14 protein-coding genes and 1 other annotated feature are annotated in these 20,339 nt (G+C 51.8%); of the genes, 1 reads left to right on the top strand and 13 read right to left on the bottom strand.

All coding sequences use genetic code 11. The features are described from left to right. Positions 1-326: 326 nt before the first annotated feature. The 8 genes from PG862_RS04365 to PG862_RS04400 form a co-directional block, all read right to left on the bottom strand. Positions 327-2,978 (bottom strand): valine--tRNA ligase, encoded by a 2,652-nt coding sequence (locus tag PG862_RS04365; protein WP_270487595.1) that lies wholly within the window; start codon positions 2,976-2,978, stop codon positions 327-329. A gap of 110 nt (positions 2,979-3,088) precedes the next feature. Continuing rightward, positions 3,089-3,280 (bottom strand): DUF6472 family protein, encoded by a 192-nt coding sequence (locus tag PG862_RS04370; protein ID WP_022358726.1) that lies wholly within the window; start codon positions 3,278-3,280, stop codon positions 3,089-3,091. Between the two features lie 131 nt (positions 3,281-3,411). After that, positions 3,412-3,708, bottom strand: a binding site (T-box leader). A 167-nt stretch (positions 3,709-3,875) separates the two neighbouring features. After that, positions 3,876-4,055 carry a hypothetical protein gene (locus PG862_RS04375; protein ID WP_270706639.1) on the bottom strand — a complete coding sequence of 60 codons (180 nt, stop codon included), beginning with the start codon at positions 4,053-4,055 and terminating at the stop codon, positions 3,876-3,878. A gap of 153 nt (positions 4,056-4,208) precedes the next feature. Further along, positions 4,209-4,808, bottom strand: a complete 600-nt coding sequence (locus PG862_RS04380; protein WP_270706641.1) for a type IV pilin protein — start codon at positions 4,806-4,808, stop codon at positions 4,209-4,211. A 189-nt stretch (positions 4,809-4,997) separates the two neighbouring features. After that, a complete protein-coding gene (locus tag PG862_RS04385; RefSeq protein WP_117795596.1) occupies positions 4,998-5,879 on the bottom strand; it encodes a MetQ/NlpA family ABC transporter substrate-binding protein in 882 nt (293 codons plus the stop codon). A gap of 111 nt (positions 5,880-5,990) precedes the next feature. Further along, the gene (locus tag PG862_RS04390) at positions 5,991-6,656 is read right to left on the bottom strand and encodes a methionine ABC transporter permease (RefSeq protein WP_022358729.1); all 666 of its coding nucleotides are present in this window, start codon (positions 6,654-6,656) and stop codon (positions 5,991-5,993) included. A gap of 1 nt (position 6,657) precedes the next feature. Beyond that, on the bottom strand, positions 6,658-7,671 hold the full coding sequence (locus PG862_RS04395; RefSeq protein ID WP_270706643.1) for a methionine ABC transporter ATP-binding protein: 1,014 nt from the start codon (positions 7,669-7,671) through the stop codon (positions 6,658-6,660). 426 nt (positions 7,672-8,097) lie between these two features. Further along, entirely contained in the window at positions 8,098-9,189 is a 1,092-nt protein-coding gene (locus PG862_RS04400; protein ID WP_106999988.1) for a glycosyltransferase family 2 protein, read from the bottom strand. A 307-nt stretch (positions 9,190-9,496) separates the two neighbouring features. Here PG862_RS04400 and PG862_RS04405 point away from each other — a divergent pair, with 307 nt between their 5' ends. Continuing rightward, on the top strand, positions 9,497-10,636 hold the full coding sequence (locus tag PG862_RS04405; protein ID WP_106999989.1) for a DUF362 domain-containing protein: 1,140 nt from the start codon (positions 9,497-9,499) through the stop codon (positions 10,634-10,636). A gap of 113 nt (positions 10,637-10,749) precedes the next feature. Here PG862_RS04405 and PG862_RS04410 read toward each other — a convergent pair whose 3' ends face one another. The 5 genes from PG862_RS04410 to PG862_RS04430 form a co-directional block, all read right to left on the bottom strand. Then, a complete protein-coding gene (locus PG862_RS04410; RefSeq protein WP_270706645.1) occupies positions 10,750-12,093 on the bottom strand; it encodes a D-alanyl-D-alanine carboxypeptidase family protein in 1,344 nt (447 codons plus the stop codon). A gap of 195 nt (positions 12,094-12,288) precedes the next feature. After that, positions 12,289-13,275, bottom strand: coding sequence for a diaminopimelate dehydrogenase (locus PG862_RS04415; RefSeq protein ID WP_118482125.1), 987 nt, complete (start codon positions 13,273-13,275; stop codon positions 12,289-12,291). Positions 13,276-13,456: 181 nt separating this feature from the next. Next, positions 13,457-15,322 (bottom strand): ABC transporter ATP-binding protein, encoded by a 1,866-nt coding sequence (locus tag PG862_RS04420; protein ID WP_270706647.1) that lies wholly within the window; start codon positions 15,320-15,322, stop codon positions 13,457-13,459. Then, positions 15,319-17,001, bottom strand: coding sequence for an ABC transporter ATP-binding protein (locus PG862_RS04425; protein WP_333563189.1), 1,683 nt, complete (start codon positions 16,999-17,001; stop codon positions 15,319-15,321). The genes PG862_RS04420 and PG862_RS04425 overlap by 4 nt, the downstream gene beginning before the upstream one ends. Before the next feature lie 105 nt (positions 17,002-17,106). Then, the gene (locus tag PG862_RS04430; RefSeq protein WP_270706649.1) at positions 17,107-20,334 is read right to left on the bottom strand and encodes an SNF2 helicase associated domain-containing protein; all 3,228 of its coding nucleotides are present in this window, start codon (positions 20,332-20,334) and stop codon (positions 17,107-17,109) included. Between the last annotated feature and the right edge of the window lie 5 nt (positions 20,335-20,339).

The raw sequence follows: 20,339 nt of genomic DNA on the forward strand, positions 1-20,339 counted from the left end.
TCAAAGGCATTCGCCCATATAATTCAAGTCGAACGTCCGTGAGACTTGGCGCGTGATTCTGGTCAGCGAAGCTGACATATTCTTTACAGAATCACTGCGCATCCTCGCGGAGCGTTTATCTCAGTCGGAGAATGGACTCCCACTGAGACAAATTTGCTATTACTCACCACCTGAAGAGGTGGGAGTCTTCTCGACTGAGATAAAAAACAGAATAATTTCGGTTCTTTCTTTGCAAATAAGCCAATGCATATAGTTTTCCCCCTACACATCGGCTTATTTCACGCATCAGGCGGATCTCTCGATCCTGCCTTTTACTTCATATTCAACTATTTCCGCAGCTGTGCCAGGCGCTCCTGTACCTGTGCCATCATCTGGCGGTATTTCTCCAGCTTCTCACGCTCTTCGGCAATCTTTGCCTCCGGTGCGCGGCTGACGAACTTTTCATTACTTAACATGCCCTCGGAACGGGCAAGCTCTTTTTTCAGCTTCTCCTCTTCCTTGGTCAGACGCTCGATCTCCTTGTCCAGATCCACCAGCTCTGCAAACGGCATATAGATGGTTGCCTTTGCAGTCACAGCCGATACGGCATCGTCTGCGATTCCGCTCTTGTCCTTCTGAAGGACAACCTCGCTCGCGTAGCCAAGAGTTGCGAAGAAGACACGGCTGTGCTCGAAGATGGCCAGAACTTCCGGATCTTCGGATACAACGTATACCTTTGCCTTCTTGCTCGGCGGTACGTTCATGGATGTGCGGACGCCGCGGATCGCGCGGACTGCATCCTTGATCGTCTCTACAGCTTTCTCCTCGTCTGCGAAATTCCACTCATCCTTGTACTCCGGCCAGGAAGAAATCATGATGGACGGTTCCTCATCCTGCAGGTTGCAGAAGATTTCCTCGGTGATGAACGGCATATATGGATGCAGCAGTTTCAAGGACTGGATCAGAACCGTTTTCAGGGTCCAGAGTGCAGCTGCCTTGGTGGTGTCTTCCTCGGACCAGAGTCTCGGTTTTACCATCTCGATGTACCAGTCGCAGAACTCCTCCCAGATGAAATCGTAAACCTTCTGGAGAGCGATTCCCAGCTCGTACTTATCCATGTTCTCGGTAACATCTTTTGCCAGCGTGTTGACCTTGGAGAGGATCCAGCGGTCAGCCATCTTCAGGTCAGAAAGCTTCACATCCGTTACCGGCGCTTTTTCGATGTTCATCATAATGAAACGGGATGCATTCCATACCTTGTTTGCAAAGTTACGGCTGGCTTCCACACGCTCCCAATAGAAGCGCATATCGTTGCCCGGTGCGTTACCGGTCATCAGGGTCATACGAAGTGCATCGGCGCCGTACTTGTCGATAACCTCGAGCGGATCGATACCATTTCCAAGGGATTTACTCATCTTGCGTCCCTGGGAGTCGCGTACCAGACCGTGGATCAGGACGGTGTGGAACGGCTCTTTGCCCGTCTGCTCCAGACCAGAGAATACCATACGGATAACCCAGAAGAAAATGATATCGTATCCTGTTACCAGCACGTCGGTCGGATAGAAATATTCATATTCCGGTGTATCCTTCGGCCAGCCGAGCGTGGAGAACGGCCACAGGGCGGAGGAGAACCAGGTATCCAGCGTGTCCTCATCCTGATGCAGGTGGGTGCCGCCGCATTTCGGGCATACCGCCGGTGCACACTTGGCAACGGTCATCTCGCCGCAGTCATCACAATAATAAGCCGGAATCCGGTGTCCCCACCAGAGCTGACGGGAAATACACCAGTCACGGATGCCCTCAAGCCAGTGCAGATACGTCTTTCCGAAGCTCTCCGGAACGAATTTAAGTCTGCCGGATTTAAGTGCCTCTACCGCCGGTTTCGCCATCTCTTCCATCTTGACAAACCACTGCGGTTTTACCATCGGCTCTACGGTTGTGCCGCAGCGGTCGTGGGTACCTACGTTGTGGGAATGCGGAACGACTTTGACTAAAAGTCCCATTTCCTTCAGATCCTCTACCATGGCTTTTCTCGCCTCGTAGCGGTCCATGCCCTGATATTTGCCCGGTACGCTGATGGTTGCATCGTCATTCATGATGCAGATCTCTTCCAGGTTGTGGCGTTTTCCTACCTCAAAGTCGTTCGGGTCATGTGCCGGTGTGATCTTTACGCAGCCGGTACCGAACTCTTTATCTACATACTCATCCGCGATGACCGGAATCTCTCGGTCGGTCAGCGGCAGTTTTAACATCTTGCCTACGATATCCTTGTAGCGCTCATCCTCCGGGTTGACAGCTACCGCAGTATCGCCTAACAGCGTCTCCGGACGGGTGGTTGCGATCTCGACGAAACGTCCCTCTTCGCCGACGATCGGGTAATTGATGTGCCAGAAAAAGCCGTCCTGCTCCTCATGCTCTACCTCGGCATCCGAAATGGAAGTCTGGCAGACCGGGCACCAGTTGATGATACGGGATCCCTTGTAAATATAACCTTTTTCATACAGTCTGGTAAATACTTCCAGAACTGCCTCGGAACAGCCCTCGTCCATCGTGAAACGCTCGCGGTCCCAGTCAGCGGAGGAACCCAGCTTGTGAAGCTGTTTTACGATACGGCTGCCGTACTCTTCTTTCCACTCCCATGCTTTCTCCAGGAAGCCCTCACGACCCAGATCATGCTTGTCAATGCCCTGCTCTTTCAGCTTATTGATAACCTTAACCTCCGTTGCGATCGCCGCATGGTCGGTACCCGGCTGCCACAGTGCCTCATAGCCCTGCATTCTCTTGTAACGGATCAGGATATCCTGCATGGTGTTATCCAGCGCATGTCCCATATGAAGCTGTCCGGTAATATTTGGCGGCGGCATCACAATCGTGAACGGCTTCTTGCCGTTTCTGCGTCCGCGCTCTGCATCGGCGTGGAAATATTTGCTGTCCAGCCATTTCTGATACAGGCGATCTTCAATATCCGCCGGATTATATGTCTTTTCCAGTTCTTTCATTGATCGATTCTCCTTTTGTGTTTTAACTCATCAAATGCTGTTTATCCTCGCATTCTATCATGAACCGCATCTTGTTTACCTTCATTTTGTGTAATTTCCGATGCAGTTTCTTACATCTGTTTCCGGACAATCTTGTACTCATCATCCGTCTGGTAGTACGGGCAGACAAAACGCTGGTTGCTTAAAAATGCCGCCATCTCGTCCTCATCCAGATCTGCCTCGCACAGATAATACCCATAATCATCGTCATAGACATAATTGCCGCACGTGTCACAGCTTGTCAGCGGACCTTGTTTTTTCATCTGTTTTGTCCTTTCCGAAGCGCGTTTCCTATGAAAAAGAATGTGCCTTGGCGCATCCTCGCGGAGCGTTTTTTGTTTCATAGGACGTAATTTCCTATGAAATGAAAAAGCCCCTTGCAGACATATCATCTGCAAAGGGCGTCATATACGCGGTACCACCTTAATTCAATCAGGATTTCCATCTGCCGGTGTTTTCTTCGCACACATCCAGATTTTATCCCAATCCTCTTGATTCTATAACGGGAACTCCCGGGATCTCTTATCCACCACTCTCTTTCACACCATTCCTAAGTCATAGCAGAACGCAGTTTTTCAGAAATCCGGCTCCGAAGCTACCTTCCACATCCGTTTCCCGGAACCGTCTCTCAACCTGCGCGGTTCTCTCTGTCAGGGCTTCTATGTGTACTCCTCTTCTTCACTGCCTTTCATTTTTCAGTTCCTTGTTATCATAGAGGTTTTTCGGGAAAATGTCAAGGTTTTCGGCACAGGTTGGTAAATGATATATGCCCGTTACTGGGCACGTATGCGTGAACAGTAACATATGCCCTGGCTCCCCCCACTTTAAAGACGCCCACCTGTAACAGCTGCACAGCCCCTACTTCGGCAGCGTATCCTTATACTGTGGATACGTCCCATCTGTCACCAGCTTTGCGTATGCATCATATGCCTCCTGCAGATTCTCATACTTTTTATCCTTCGAAAGATATTCCTTATACTGTGTTGGAGTCAGATGACCAGCGATTGCTACATAATTACCAGCTTTATTCACTCGCATAGCGGTAGTTGTTTCTGAAATATAAAACCTTCCATCTGCTGTACTGATAATAACCGGTATCTTCTTTCCTGCACCAACCGAATCTGAGGATATATCTACAGATGTCCAAAATAAATATCGCTTCGACTTATCCGTTGCATCTCCCAGATAGGCTCAGGTTCCCTTTTTTAACAGGCTGTCCCCCTCAATCTTCGCCTGTATCTTGGGAAGCATATTGGATTTTGTACAGTTGGAATCAATTTCAAAATTGTTGTTATTACCCAGCATTTTCAATATGCCGCTGTCATTCAAGGGCGCATGTACATCGCAATTGATATTAAACGCGTATTTCTGTTCCGAACCGCCTGTACCATTTCCGCTTTTCCAGTTAAGAAGCACTCCCGAATCAGGCCGATAGGAAACTTCGCACTCCCCATCCGGAACCGGATAACCAATCCAGTTGGCCGTATCACCCTGATCATTATAATGCATCACTCCACCTATCGTCACCGGGTCATGCGACTGCCATTTTTCTTTTTTCTGCTTCAGCTTTACAACCTTCACTTCATTCTCTGTATCCTCAATCATGACCGCTGCCATCACCTCTGCATATGCAGAACGGACATTGGCAAGATCCGTGGCCTCCCGGCTGGTCTCCAGCTGCCTGGTAAAAATGGGAATAGAAATTGCAGCTAAAATGGCAACTATCGCAACGACTACCAAAAGCTCCGCCAGCGTAAAGCCCTTTTTCCTGTTCTGCATATGAATTTCCATTCTTATCACCCGCCTGTCACCTTTATCTTTTTCTTATTCTATCACATGATTCAAAAAAATTCACGCAAAACATTTTTCATCTGACGCACATTCCCATAAATTGAAAGAAGAGACCTCCGCCTGCGGTTTTCACCGCAAAGCATCCGCCTCTTCCCAATTTCGTTGCTGTAATCAGGTTCCTGCCGTCAATTAAAACAGCGGAACAACCGCTCCATCGTACTTCGTCTCGATAAATTCTTTGATATCATCGCTTGTCAGGACTTCCATCAGAGCTTTTGTCTTGTCGCTCTCCTCGTCACCCTCACGGACTGCTACAACATTTCCGTATGTCTGGGCTGCCAGAGAGTCAGAAGCCTCTACTGCCAGAGCATCGGTTACCTTTAAACCAGCCTCGATTGCATAGTTGCCGTTGATAACTGCAATATCAGCATCCTGTAAGGAACGCGGAAGCTGTGCTGCCTCAAGTTCTACGATATCCAGGTTCTTCGGGTTCTCTGTAATATCATTGATAGTTGCGGTCAGACCTGCATCCTCTTTCAGTGTCAGAAGACCCTGATCCTGAAGAAGCAGAAGTGCTCTTGCCTCGTTGGTTACATCGTTTGGCACCAGAACCTCTGCGCCGTCAGCCAGCTCATCTAAAGAATCGCTCTTGCCTGCGTAGATGCCGAATGGCTCATAATGGATTGCACCTGCACTTACCAGGTGAGTGCCATTCTCCTCATTGAAGGTATCCAGATATGGTTTGTGCTGGAAGTAGTTTGCATCCAGATCGCCGGACTCCAGTGCGTTGTTCGGCTGTACATAATCAGTATACTCTACGATCTCCAGATCGTAGCCCTTGTCTGCCAGAAGGTCTCTTGCAGCTTCCAGGATCTCAGCATGCGGTGCCGGGCTTGCGCCTACTACCAGCTTCTCCAGATCGCCGTCTGCCTCTTTTGCCTCTGCGGTGGTCTCCTCTGCTGCCTCTGCAGCGGTCTCAGCAGTTGTCTCATTCGAGCTGGAAGAGCAGCCTGCTAAGGATGCAGCTGCCAGCAGTGCCAGGAATGTGGTTCCTAAGAATGATTTTTTCATAGTGATTTCCTCCTCTTCGTGTGTTTAAACAGTTCCTTTAAATTTATATTTCAGAAATGTCCTGCATCTGCCACAGACGATAGGCTGCATTTCATTTCTGTAAATATCTTATTAACGGATTCTCTTATCACTTCTTCTCGAACTCCGCGTAAAGATCTCCTGAATCAGCTGTGCGATAATAACGAGAATCACAACGGTAACCAGCATCATATCTGCCTGATAACGGTGGTATCCATATCGGATCGCCACATCGCCCAGACCGCCGGCGCCGACACAGCCTGCCATCGCGGAATATCCGAGGATTGTCGTGATCGATATCGCTGCGCCGACTAACAGGGACGGCTTGGACTCCGGAAGCAGCACCTTGAAAATAATCTGCCAGGTTGAAGCGCCCATTGATTTTGCTGCTTCAATCACGCCTGCATCAATTTCCTTTAATGATGCCTCTACCATACGGCTGATGTACGGGAACGCCGCGATTACCAGCGGTACAACTGCCGCATTTGCTCCGATCGTCTTTCCCACGATCGCGCGGGTCAGCGGCATTACCATCGCTAACAGGATGATAAACGGCACCGAACGGAGCAGGTTGACAATCACGCCCGCCACTTTGTTGAACAGCGGCACCGGACGGATGCCGTCTTTATCGGTTACAACCAGCGCCACGCCGAGCGGGATGCCGATCAAATAAGAAATCAGGGAAGAAAGACCTACCATATATAAGGTTCTCCAGGTCTCTTTTACCAGCATACTGACTGTCTTCGCATCAAATACCATCTTAGCGCACCTCCTCATAGGTCACACCGACCGTTTTTAAATAATTGCAGATACGCCCTGCATCTACCTCGTCCTCCGGGAGCTGCAGAAGCATCTGTCCCATCGCCTTGCCCCCAATATCGTGGGTATCCGCGAGAAGGATATTGACCGGAACCTTGCAGGCTAATACCATATTAGAAATAATTGGCTCCGAAGATTCCTGTCCATTGAAAATAACGCGGATCTGGCGCGCTCTGGCAAAGCTTGTCTTCTGCCCTGCCGTCTCTCCTAGAATCAGCTGCCGCCCAATCTCCGACTTCGGACCGGAGAAAATCTCTGATACCCTGCCAGACTCTGCAATGTGGCTGTGGTCGATGATCGCCACACGGTCGCAGATAGACTCAATAACCGCCATCTCATGGGTAATCACGATCACAGTAATGCCGCGTTCGCGATTAATCTTCTTGAGAAGCTCCAAAATCGATTTTGTCGTGTTCGGGTCGAGCGCACTCGTCGCCTCATCGCAAAGCAACACCTTCGGGTTCGTGGACATCGCACGTGCAATCGCCACACGCTGCTTCTGTCCGCCGGAGAGCTGTGCCGGATATGCCTTCATCCGTTCTTCCAGACCGACTAATTTTAAAAGCTCAGCCGCCCGTTTCTTCGCCTCTGCTTTCGGGACACCGGCAATCTCCATCGGAAAGCACACATTCTGGAGTACATTTCTCTGTGCCAGAAGATTGAACTGCTGGAAAATCATCCCCATCGACTGTCTGGCCTTCCGAATCTCCGCCTCCTTCATCATCGACAGGTTCTGTCCCTCAAAAATAACCCGTCCCGCCGTCGGTGTCTCCAGATAATTGATACACCGGACCAGCGTACTCTTTCCTGCACCTGACAGACCGATAATTCCAAAAATCTCGCCCTGCAGGATTTCCAGGTTAATATCATCTAACGCGGTCACCGTTCCGTTCGTTGTCTGGAATTGCTTTCCCAGTCCTTCCAGGCAGATGATCGCTTCCTTTCTCTGCTCCATTGTCTTTTCCCCTCTCTTTTTCCGAATATACAGCATTGATACCCTGTCGCATAAAAGATGCCACTACTGTTTTTCTGTCACAGGAAGCAGTTAGTGCCTTTTTGTGTCATAAGGAATTCCAAGGAATTTCCTATGACACAAAAAAGCCGCGAATCCAGTACGGATCGCGGCTTCCTATGCTATACTTACAGGTCTATCCGACCAGCCCGTTCCGTCTTTCATGCACACAAATATGACAGCACATCATACACATGCCGTTCATCATCATATTCATCTGCATGGCTTTACTCTGACGCATCGGACCTGTCCCCTTTCAGCTTATATTCCCTTATTCCTGATAGGAATTATTCGTTTATGAAGATACACCCATTTTCCGGGTTTGTCAAGTGTTTCCTGAATTTTTAAGAGCTATTTTTTAGAGCTATTTCACTCCTGCTCCGGTTTTTGCACAGCTTCTCTTCTTTTTGATGTCTGGAGTTCCCGTGCTTCTGCACGGCTGCGGCGCAAATTTTCTCCTGGCATCTCCTGTTTCCGGCTGCGCCCTTTCTCACGCTCGCGGATGCGATCCGGCGTGCGGCTCTCAATGATATAGCGCGGGCGGTGCTTCGACTCCAGATAAATCTTTCCGACATACTCTCCGACGATTCCGACCGAGAGAAGAAGCAGTCCGCCGATAAACCAGAGCGATACCATCATGCTCGCCCAGCCGGTGATCGTATTGCCCCGGAAGAAATCAACCACCGCCCAGATAAGGAATCCAATACTGACAAAAAATGCCGCAATTCCCATGAACGTAATCATCCGGATCGGCTTTGTGCTCAGCGAAGTGATGCCCTCGATCGCAAAAGCCAGCATCTTTTTCAGCGGATATTTGCTCTCCCCTGCTGCCCGCTCTTTACGGTCATAATATACCACATCGGACGGATAACCGATCATCGGGACAATCCCGCGCAGAAACAGATTGACCTCCGAAAATTCCGCCAGCCCTTCCAGTGCCCTCCGGCTCATCAGGCGGTAATCCGCATGATTATACACGGTGTTCGCTCCCAGCGCATTCATAATCTTATAAAATCCCAGCGCAGTTGTACGCTTAAAAAATGTATCCGTCGCCCTGTGACGGCGCACACCGTACACGATGTCACAGCCAGCCATATACCGCTCGATCATCGCGTCGCATGCGTCCACATCATCCTGCAGATCGGCATCCATCGAGATCGCCGCGTCACACCGCCGTCTCGCCGCCTCAAAAAGCCCGGCTAAAAGCGCGTTCTGATGACCGCGGTTGCGGCTCAGCTTCACACCTGCAAACCGCTCGTCCTTCTCATGGAGTTCCTCGATCAGCTTCCATGTTCTATCCTTCGAACCGTCGTCTACCATCAGCACCCGGCTTCCCGGATGAATCCGGCGGCTGCGGGTTAAATCATCTAATTTTTTACCTAAAAATTCTGCCGTCAATGGCAGAACTTCCTCTTCGTTGTAGCAAGGCACCACGATATAGATAACCGGTGCATTTCTCATACTGTCATCTCCTGCCCGGGTCACTGTCCCTTCTATGCAGACAAGTCCCCTCGTATTTTCAAAAGCAGGTTTCCAGATACAGGTATCTTGCCAGAATCCCCCTGTAGCTGAAATCTGCTTTTTCCGTATTTTCCTATTATATAGGAACTACATTAAAAAGAAAAGTAAATTTTTGACACATCCACCCGATTCCGGTATAATAGAATTGATATTTTTATCACTTTACTATTACTCGCCACCTAAAGAGGTGGGCGTCTTCTCGACTGAGAAAAAAATCAAAAAAAGCCATCTATCAGGAGGTATTCATATGTCAAAAAACGAAAAAGCAAAGGTATATTTTACAGATTTCCACACCATTGCATTTGGCGACGGTCTCCCTACCAAATTAAAAAAACTGATCCGTAAAGCCGGGATCGGTTCCATCGATATGGATGGTAAATTTGTCGCTATCAAGATGCACTTTGGTGAACTTGGAAATATCAGTTATCTGCGTCCGAATTATGCCAAAGCCGTTGTTGATGTCATCAAAGAGCTGGGCGGCAAACCATTTTTAACAGACTGCAATACGATGTATCCAGGCAGCCGCAAGAATGCGCTCGAGCACCTGGAATGCGCCTGGGAAAACGGATTTACCCCGTTGACTGTTGGATGTCCAATCATCATCGGTGATGGATTAAAAGGCACCGATGACATCGCTGTTCCGGTGGCCGGAGGCGAATACATCAAAGAAGCTAAGATCGGCCGCGCCGTCATGGACGCCGATGTCTTTATCAGCCTGACCCATTTCAAGGGACATGAGATGACCGGCTTCGGCGGTACGATCAAAAATATCGGCATGGGCTGCGGTTCTCGCGCCGGTAAGACCGATCAGCACAGCAGTGGAAAACCACACGTCAAGGAAAAGCTCTGCCGGGGCTGCCGCCGCTGTCAGAAGGAATGTGCCAACGGCGGTCTCGTTTTCGATGAAGCCTCCAGAAAAATGCACGTGGATGCTGAGCACTGCGTCGGCTGCGGACGGTGTCTCGGCGCCTGCAATTTTGACGCAATCGAATTTGACAACAACGCAGCCAACGAGCTGTTAAACTGCCGTATGGCGGAATACACAAAAGCCGTTGTGGATGGACGTCCAAACTTCCATATTTCCCTGGTCGTTGACGTCTCCCCGAACTGCGACTGCCACGGTGAAAATGACGTACCGATCCTTCCAAATCTTGGTATGTTTGCTTCTTTCGATCCGCTGGCACTCGATCAGGCCTGTGTGGACGCCTGTCTGGCCGCTGCTCCGATGCCGGGCAGCCAGCTTGCAAAACATCTTGCTGATCCGGATTTCCACGATCACCATGACCATTTCACAAATTCCACACCAGAATCTGAGTGGAAAAGCTGCCTGGCACACGCGGAGAAGATCGGTCTGGGAAGCCGGGAGTATGAATTGATCACACTATAATAACATCACCCCCATCTGCCAGCTGTTCCGCCGGTCTTTTTGCGGCCGCAGAGCTGTGAAAAACGGAGCCGCCCCGGTCTTTTCTGCCGGTCGGCTCCGTTTTATGCTCTTCTTTATTTCTGAATCCAGACACCATTCGCATCGACTCTATATCCGTCCGGTGTCGTTCCATTGACAAACAATGCTCCGTCAGCACTCACATAATACCAGTATCCATTCGTCTGAATCCAGCGGCTCTTCGCCATAGCCCCGCTTTCGGTATAATAATGCCAGGAGCCGTTTACCATCTGCCAGTCACGCGCCATCCACGCATCTGCATGGAAATAGTATGTCTCCCCCTTGATCAGGAGACTCTCATTTGCCGCGTAGGTTCCGTTTGCTTTCAGGTATTTCCATTCATTTCCAAACTGCTGCCACGCACCGTCGCCCTGAGCAGCTGCATTGCCAGCTCCAGAGCTACCCGGTCCACCCTGGCTGCCGGAAGATGAGGTGTTCGTGCCAGCCGGTGTGCCGGATGCGCTTCCCGCCACCGCAAAACCATAGTCCAGCAGCTTCTTCGTATCGTCATAATGGGTCTGCGAACTCTTTAAAATAACTGCAATCAGGCGCACGCCATTTCGCTCTGCACACGTTACCAGCGTGTTGCCTGCCAGGGAGGTATAACCGGTCTTTCCGCCTATGATTCCCTCATAGTACTGGGAATTTGCCGGATTGAGCATCTTATGTCCCATCGTAAGCGTCCGCACCGTCGGCACGCTGGCAGTCGCCGGGAAATCGTAATGCAGGGTCGATGCAACCTGACGCACCGTCGCATTATTGAATGCAGCATTTGCAATCAGCGCCATATCATGTGCGGTTGTAAAATGGTTCGCATTGTTCAGACCGTTCGGGTTTGCAAAATGCGTATGTGTGCATCCTAAAGACGCTGCCTTCTCATTCATCTTATCCGCAAACGCGCTGACACTGCCGGACACATGCTCCGCCAGTCCGTTTGCCACCTCATTTGCCGATTTTAAAAGCAGACCATAGAGACAGTCCTTAACCGTAAAGGTATCGCCCGCCTTGACCTGCAGCGTCACCGCGCCCGATTCCAGATTCGAAACTGCCGTCTGGGAAAAGGTTACCGTATCACTCAGATTACAGTTTTCCGCTACCAGAAGCGCCGTCATCAGCTTCGTGATGCTGGCTGGATAATACTGCGTATCCGCATTCTTGGAAAACAGGAACTGGTTGTGCGTCGCATCATAGAGCACTGCGCCCTGCGCTGCCACCGTCGGCTGAGCTGCATTCTGTGAAGTAACCGTTGCTCCCGAAGGAACTGCGCCGGAGACCGAGCCTCCTGCCGCCTGTCCCGGACCGGTCGCCCCATCTGTCGCAGCAAATGCCGTCCATGACACAGACATCATAAGTGCCATTCCCAGGCAGAGGGAACGCACGGATTTTTTCCATATATTCATCGTATATTGTCCTTCCTGTATGTATTTTCGCTTTTCTCCTACCCGCCAGCTCCCGCAAACGTAAAGTTACGTTCACTCATTGCGCGGACTTTAACGGATTTTGCCAGTGCTGCGCAGGTACAAATCATGCAAATCTGTCTTACATTTTACTTCATTTTAAGCGACAATACAAGTTGAAAGGAAAATTTGAAATTTTTACAGATACTTCTTCCGCAGATCTGCCCCACTCTCTGCCGACAGATACGCCGGTGCCACATCAAAGACGGTCTTGCAGCCCTTCTGGCCTTCCTGGTTCATCTTGTATGCCGCGCGTGCGTATGCCACGATGATGGAGGAAGTAAATTCCGGGTTGGAATCCAGCTTTAAGCTGTACTCGATGATATGGTGGTTCTCTTTGTTCCAGCCGGTCTTACCGCTGCGGAGTACGAAACCACCGTGCGGGAGACGGTTGTGATCGCGTTTCAGTTCTTCTTCGGTGATGAAATGAACCGTTGTGTCATAATCAGAAAAGTAGTTCGGCATGGTCTTGATCTCATTCTCGATCTTTGCCTGATCCGCTCCCTCTTCTGCCACAACAAAGCACTCTCTGGTGTGTTTTTCGCGGGTGGTCAGCTCTGGGCTGCTGCCGCTTCTGACTGCCTCCAGTGCACTTTCAACTGGGATTGTGTACTGTCTGGCATCCTTGACGCCCTCGATCCGGCGGATCGCATCGGAATGTCCCTGGCTGACGCCCTTGCCCCAGAATGTATAATTTTCGCCCTCCGGCAGGCATGCAGCTGCATAGAGACGGTTCAGGGAGAACATACCCGGATCCCAGCCAACGGAGATGATGCCAACCTTTCCGGATTTCTGTGCGGACTCATCGACTGCTGCGAAATGCTCTGGAATCTTTGCATGGGTATCGAAGCTGTCCACTACGTTAAACCACTGTGCATATTTCGGGGTCTGAACCGGCAGATCCGTAGCCGAACCGCCGCAGAGAATCAAAACGTCGATCTCGTCTTTCTTCGCCTCTGCCTCATTTACATGATAAACCGGTACGCCCTCGGTCAGGATCTTGACCGTTTCCGGCGCACGCCGTGTAAATACTGCTTTCAGTTCCATATCCGGATTCTGGCGGATCGCACACTCCACGCCGCGTCCCAGATTTCCATATCCTAAAATTCCAACTCGGATACTCATAGATATTCCTCCTAACGGTACAAAATTTGCCACGGATCCGGCTCTATTTTCCAGCTTACGCGATCCGATTTTACTTAAAAATTTCAAGTGTTCCCATTATACACTAGATCCATCCGTTTTTCAATATAGGTGAGTTCACGCGTACAGGAAACAAATTCTCATTTAATTCTCAACGAAAGCCTTATTCCAGCTCCTTCATTCCGGTATACAGCTCAAAATACCGCCCTTTCTGCGCCAGCAGATCTTCATGGTCGCCGCGCTCAATGATCTGCCCGTGCTCCAGCACCATGATCGCATTGGCGTTGCGGACTGTCGAAAGCCGGTGGGCGATGACAAAGGTCGTCCGGTCCGCCATCAGCCGGTCCATGCCGTGCTCGATGTGCTTCTCCGTCCGCGTATCGACCGAACTCGTCGCCTCATCCAGAATCAGGATCGGTGCTTTAGAAACTGCTGCCCGCGCAATGTTTAATAGCTGGCGCTGTCCCTGGCTTAAGTTTGCACCGTCGCCCTCCAGCATCGTGTCATACCCATCCGGCAGACGCATGATAAAGGAATGCGCCGATGCCGTTTTTGCCGCCTCAACAACTTCTTCATCCGTGGCATCCAGCCGCCCGTATCGAATATTTTCCCGTACCGTGCCGGTAAAAAGATGCGTATCCTGCAGAACCATCGCGATATTTTCCCGCAGCTCCTTCCGGTGCATCCGGCGGACATCGACGCCGTCCACCGTGATCGAGCCGCCCTGTATATCATAAAAACGGTTGATCAGATTCGTGATCGTCGTTTTTCCGGCTCCCGTCGAACCGACAAAGGCGATCTTCTGTCCCGGCTTCGCATAGAGCGAAATATCCTTCAAAATCACCTGCCCCGGCTCATAGCCGAAAGTCACATGGTCAAGCACCACCTCACCGCGGATCGGCGCGATCGAAACCGCATCCGGCGCATCTGCCGCCTCCGGTTCCGCATCCAGCACAGCAAACACGCGCTCCGCGCCTGCCAGCGCCGAAAATACGTTTCCAACCTGCATGGAAAGCTCGTTGATCGGTCTGGAAAATTGCCGCGAAAAACCTAAAAATACGGTCAGTCCACCAACATCAAAATTCCGGAACACACAGAGCAGACCGCCAATGCAGGCTGTCAGTCCATAATTTAACTGGCTTAAATTGTTCATGACCGGTCCCATCACACCGCCGAAAAACTGTGCCCGGATCTGTTTTTCTTTCAGATCCGCATTGAGCCATCCAAATTCTTCCTCTGCGATCTCCTCATGGCAGAATACCTTGACGACCTTCTGCCCCTGCACGGTCTCCTCAATATAGCCGTTCATCGCGCCAAGCGCCGCCTGCTGGGCAGAGAAATATTTCTGGCTCCGTCCGGCAACAAATTTACCGGCACTCAGCATCACCGGCATCATGGCAAGCGTAATCACCGTCAGCCACACGTTCGTGTAAATCATCAGCACCAGCGTTCCCACAATACTGAGTGCGCCGGATAAAAGCTGCACCAGCGTACTGCTGAGCATCATGCCGATCGTATCCACATCGTTTGTAAAACGGCTCATCAGATCGCCGTTGCTGCCGGTATCATAAAACCGGAGCGGAAGCGTCTGCATATGGTTAAACAGCTCTTCCCGCAGCCGCTGCAGCGCGTTCTGCGCCACCTGCAGCATGATGCGCGACTGCATATAGGAAGCGGCAACGCTGGCTAAATAAACCGCTCCCATCACGCACAGGGAACGGAACAGCCCCGCCACATCGCCCCGGCTGCCATCTAAAGGCACAATATACCGGTTGATGATCGGGCGCAGCATATAGGCGCCCGCCAGATTTGTCACCGTCCCCAGGATCACACAGAAAAAGGCGGCTGTCATCGCCATCCGGTCGCGTTTTAAGTATGAAAGCAGGCGCAGCATCGTCTGACCGCCCGCCTTGGGCTTTCCGCCCTTCATAACCGCCATCCGTTCCGGTCCCCGGCGGCGTTTCGGTGCGTCGGCTATGCGGCTGCCATATCGGCGTTTCAGGCTTTCAATCTGTTTTTCATCCATCATGCCATTACCTCCCCGCCAGCCCGTTTTCCATATTGCGTCTCATAGATCTCCCGGTACGCCTCACAGGATGCCAGCAGCTTCTCCTGCGTTCCCTCTCCGATAATCCTGCCGTCCTCAAGGACGAGAATCCGATCCGCGTATTCCAGCGAACTCAGCCTCTGTGCGATAATAAATTTCGTCGTATCTTTCAAATCTTCCCGGAATGCCGTCCGGATCGCCGCCTCTGTTGCCGTATCGACAGCACTGGTGCTGTCGTCGAGAATCAGGATCTTCGGCTTCTTTAAGAGTGCCCTTGCGATGCACAGCCGTTGTTTCTGACCGCCGGATACATTGACGCCGCCCTGTCCCATCTCCGTTTTGTAGCCTTCGGCAAACGAATTCACAAAGGAATCTGCCTGCGCATACACTGCTGCCCGCCGCACTTCTTCCTCCGTCGCCGTCTCATCACCCCAGCGCAGGTTTTCCTCGATCGTGCCGGAAAACAGGACGTTTTTCTGTAAAACCATGCCAACGCCGTCCCGGAGATTTTTCAGGGAATACTCCCGCACATCGATACCATCCACCCGCACACTCCCCTCTGTCACATCATAGAGGCGGGAAATCAGCTGTACCAGCGACGTTTTTCCGCTTCCGGTCGCACCGAGGATGCCGATCGTCTCCCCCGGCTCTGCCGTCAGGCTGATGTGGGATAGAACCGGCTCACCGCCTTCGCGGTAGGAAAAGGAAACATCCTTAAATTCCACGCGTCCTTTCTCAACCTTCCGGTCCTTCTGTGATGCATTTTCATCGCTCAAATCAATCGGCTCATCCAGCACCTCATCGATTCGCCGGATGGACGCCATCGCGCGGGAACTCTGCAAAAATACCATTGAGAGCATCATAAGTGACATCAGAATCTGTACAATGTAGGTCGTAAATGCCGTCAGATCTCCGACCGCCATCCGTCCGCCGATAATCAGGTTTCCGCCGAACCAGACAATTGCCAGTGTCGTCACATTCATCGCGAACATCATGACCGGCATCGTCGCAATTACGATCTTCAGCGCCCGCAGCCCTGCCTCCTTGAGCTCCCGGTTCGTGTCGGCAAACCGCTTTTCCTCGTAGTCTTCCCGCACAAAGGATTTCACCACCCGCACGTTCGTCAGCACCTCCTGGATGCCGCTATTGAGCGTATCCAGCGCTTTCTGCATGGCTGTAAACCGCGGGTAGGCAGTCCGTAAGATCCAGACGATCGCCGCCGTCAGAAGCGGAATCACCACCAGGATGACAGCTGCCAGTTCCGCATTCATCCAGAACGCCATCACAAGCGCCCCCAGGAACATGCCCGGCGCGCGCAGCATCATCCGAAGTCCCATCATAATCAGGTTCTGTACCTGCTGGATATCGTTCGTCAGACGGGTTACCAGCGATCCCGTGCTGAACGTATCGATATTTTTAAATGAAAACTGCTGCACTCTGGCAAATAAGTCGCGGCGCAGATCGCTGGTAAAGGAAATCGACGCCTTCGCTGCAAAATATGCCCCCAGAATGCCGCCTGCCGCCATCAAAAAGGAGGTAATCGCCATCACAAGTCCCATTTTGAGAATGTATCCGCCGTCTTTCTGCGCCACGCCATGGTTAATAATCATCGACATAAATTTGGGCAGCAGAATCTCACCCAGCACCTCCGTTACCATCATGAGCGGTCCCAGAATAAAGGCGCTCTTATATGGCAGTATATATGATTTGTATCGTTTCCATTGCTTCACGCTTTTTCCTCCTGCCCGTTATTTCTGCAAATTTTTTTATGGATTCTGTTCAAACAGCTCCATCAGTTCATTCTGGCTCAAATCGCCCAGTGAAACCATTCCCTCTGAAACCACCTGCGCCGCCAGCGCAAGCTTCGCATTCTGCAGCTTCAAAAGATTTTCTTCTATCGTATCCTTTAAGATCAGTTTGTATACCGTGACCGGCTTTTCCTGCCCGATCCGGTACGCGCGGTCGGTCGCCTGGTTCTGCGCTGCCACATTCCACCACGGATCGTAATGAATCACGATATCCGCCGCCGTCAGGTTGAGTCCCGTTCCCCCGGCTTTCAGGGAAATAAGGAACACCGGAACCTCATCCGAGGCAAACGCCTGCACCATCCGGCTGCGTTCCTCCTTCGGGGTCGCGCCGACCAGAAGATGGGACGAAATGCCCTCCTGTAAAAGGCGTTCCCGAATCCGCTCCAGCATCGAGGCAAACTGGGAAAAGAGCAGGATCTTATGTCCCGCCGCAGACGCTGATGCGATCAGCGAAACACAGGTCTCCAGCTTCGCCGATTCCCCCGTATAATCTTCAAAACAGAGTGCCGGATCGCAGCAGATCTGGCGCAGCCGCATGAGCTGGGAAAGCACTTCCAATTTTCCATTACCCGACCACGCGCCGCCAGCCAGCGCCTCTTTCAGTTTCAACGCCGACGCCGTATAAAGCTTCTGCTGCCGCCCCGACGCCGCCGAATAAACGATCCTCTCTTCCTTGGTCGGAAGCTCCCGCAGCACATCCTTTTTCAAGCGGCGCAGGACAAACGGTCCCGTCATCCGCCGCAGTGCCGTCAATGCTTCCGGATCCTGATTTTTCACGATCGGCAGCTCATACCGCTCACGGAACTTCCGGTAACTGTATAAAAATCCCGGCATCAGGAAATCAAAAATGCTCCAAAGCTCGCTGAGCCGGTTTTCCACCGGCGTTCCCGTCAGAGCGAAACGGGCATTCGCCGAAATCTCCTTTACCGCCTTCGCGCCCTGTGTCTTTGCATTTTTAATGACCTGCGCCTCGTCAATAATCTCATATTCAAACGTGCGTCCCAGATACGCCGCCCGATCCCGTTTCAACAGATCATAGGACGTGATGATCACCTGCGCCCCCTCAGACGCCTCCATCCGCATCTGCTCCTCCAGCTGTTCCTGCCGTTCTTTCGCCGTCCCGGCAATCAGAAGCACGCGGATCCCCGGCGAAAACCGGGCAAATTCCTGTCCCCAGTTGTAGACGAGCGACGCCGGGCAGACGATCAAAGACGGAAGAGGTAATTCTGACCCACTGCCTTCATTTCCAGCCGCTTTCTGCTCGGTTTTTTCCTGATAAAATGCCGTCAGAAGCGCAATCACCTGCAGCGTTTTTCCCAGTCCCATATCATCTGCCAGGATCCCACCGAAATGATACCGCGCCAGCGTCCGCATCCACGTATATCCGATCTTCTGGTATTCCCTCAGCGTCTTTTCCAGCACCGCCGGAACCGCATAGCTGACACTCTGCGCCGTTTTTAGATCGCGCACCATCATCCCGTAGGCTTCATCCCGCTGAAACAGTTTCATCCTGCCGTCGCCCGAGAGACTGTCCAGATAAAAAGCACGGTAAGCAGGTATCTTCGCCTCCCCCGCCTGAAATTCACTCTTTGTCAGTCCCAGATCCGCAGTCAGGCTGTCAAGCGCCTGCAGGCCGCCGCCCGAAAGCTGCAAAAATTCGCCATTTTTCATGCGGTAATATTTCTTTTTTTGGCGGTATTCACTGAGTACCTGCAAAAGCTCCGCCGGGTCGATTCCCGCCGTCTCAATCTTCAGATCCAGCCAGCCGCCTCCAAGAGAAACCCCCATCGACACTTCCGGCGGGGGCAGGACGCGCAGATGGCGGACAGACTCTGACAGCCATACCTCGCCCACCTCCTGAAACTGCGGCATTCCCTCGCTCAGAACCTGGTACAGCGCTTCTTCATCCCCGCGGATCACCAGCTCGCCGCTCTCATCCTCCCAGTAAGAGAAGTACCGCGTGATCAGGCGGCTGATATAAAATTCCGCCGGTACATCCCGGCAGATCTCCCGCGGAACATGCTCGTCCGCCAGCGGCGAAAACGTAAAATCTCCGTAGGAAAGCGTCGGACGCAGACGCAGCTCGTCCGGCGAATCACTGTCAAACTCAAACCGGGCTTTCAACGCCTCTGGGCGGTATTTCTCCCAATCGATCTCCGGGCTCTGCAAGATCCCAAGTGCCTCCATGCCTTCCAGCACCCGCGCATAAAAGAGCGGAATATCCCGGCTTCCAACCAGCAGCTCCCGCTTCTCTTTCCGGCTTCTGCACTCTCTTCCGCCCTGTTCCATCTGCTCCAGAAAAACGCCCATCGTTTCTGTATACAGTTCACTGCATCCAAACAGATGCAATCCATCTGCCACATACAGACGCTGTTCTCCCCGGAACGAGGTTAGAGCCGATGGAACCGTAACCGCAATTCCATCGCCCCTTGCTTCCACCTCCACCGGGAAACGTGGATCCTTGCGCTCAACCCGGCACACACGTTCAGCACCTTTCTCGTCCTCCGTCTGGACTTCTTTTCCCTCTAAAAGATCAAACAGCCGATCCCTCGCTGCAGATCCCAGCGTTAACGCCCGCATCACCGGAAGCGGCAGCCCCGCATGACCGCGCATCTCCTCATAATGGCGTATGTAGGCGTCCGCCTCCTCCAGCAGAAGATCTAAAAATGGGCGGCTTTCCGGCGCAAAGGCAGACGGGACGTGTTCAAACGCCATGCCTTTTCCGTATTCCACCCGTTTTCCGCTGTGAACCGCCTGTGCAAATTCCAGCAGGTTTTTCACAATATACCGTTTTTCCCGTCCGATCCGTGCCTCCAAAAGCACTTCGCCGCGCCGGATCTGTAAATAGGGATGCAGATAGACCGGTTCCCGCTCTTCCTCGCCCAGAATCCGCGCTACTTCCCGGTTCGTGTACTCCCGGATCATCATCCGGATCTCCGGCGAAGTCGAAACCGGCGGTGTATGCTCGGCTTTCTGCTGGCGGGCAAACGCCTCCTGAAGCGCTTTTGCATGCACGCAGGGACCCCGGAATGAATTTCCCTCCGCACAAGAACAAGAGTAGTCATAGATCTGACTACCCTTGATAAAAATTCTTGTCTGATATACCTTTGTCTCATCCTCAATCTGTCCCTGTACCCGTACTTCGCCCTTCCAGAAGGTATCTACGGACATTTTTATTATTTTCATGAGGA

Source organism: Clostridium fessum, from assembly GCF_027698965.1.
Classification (GTDB): Bacteria; Bacillota; Clostridia; order Lachnospirales; family Lachnospiraceae; genus Otoolea; species Otoolea fessa.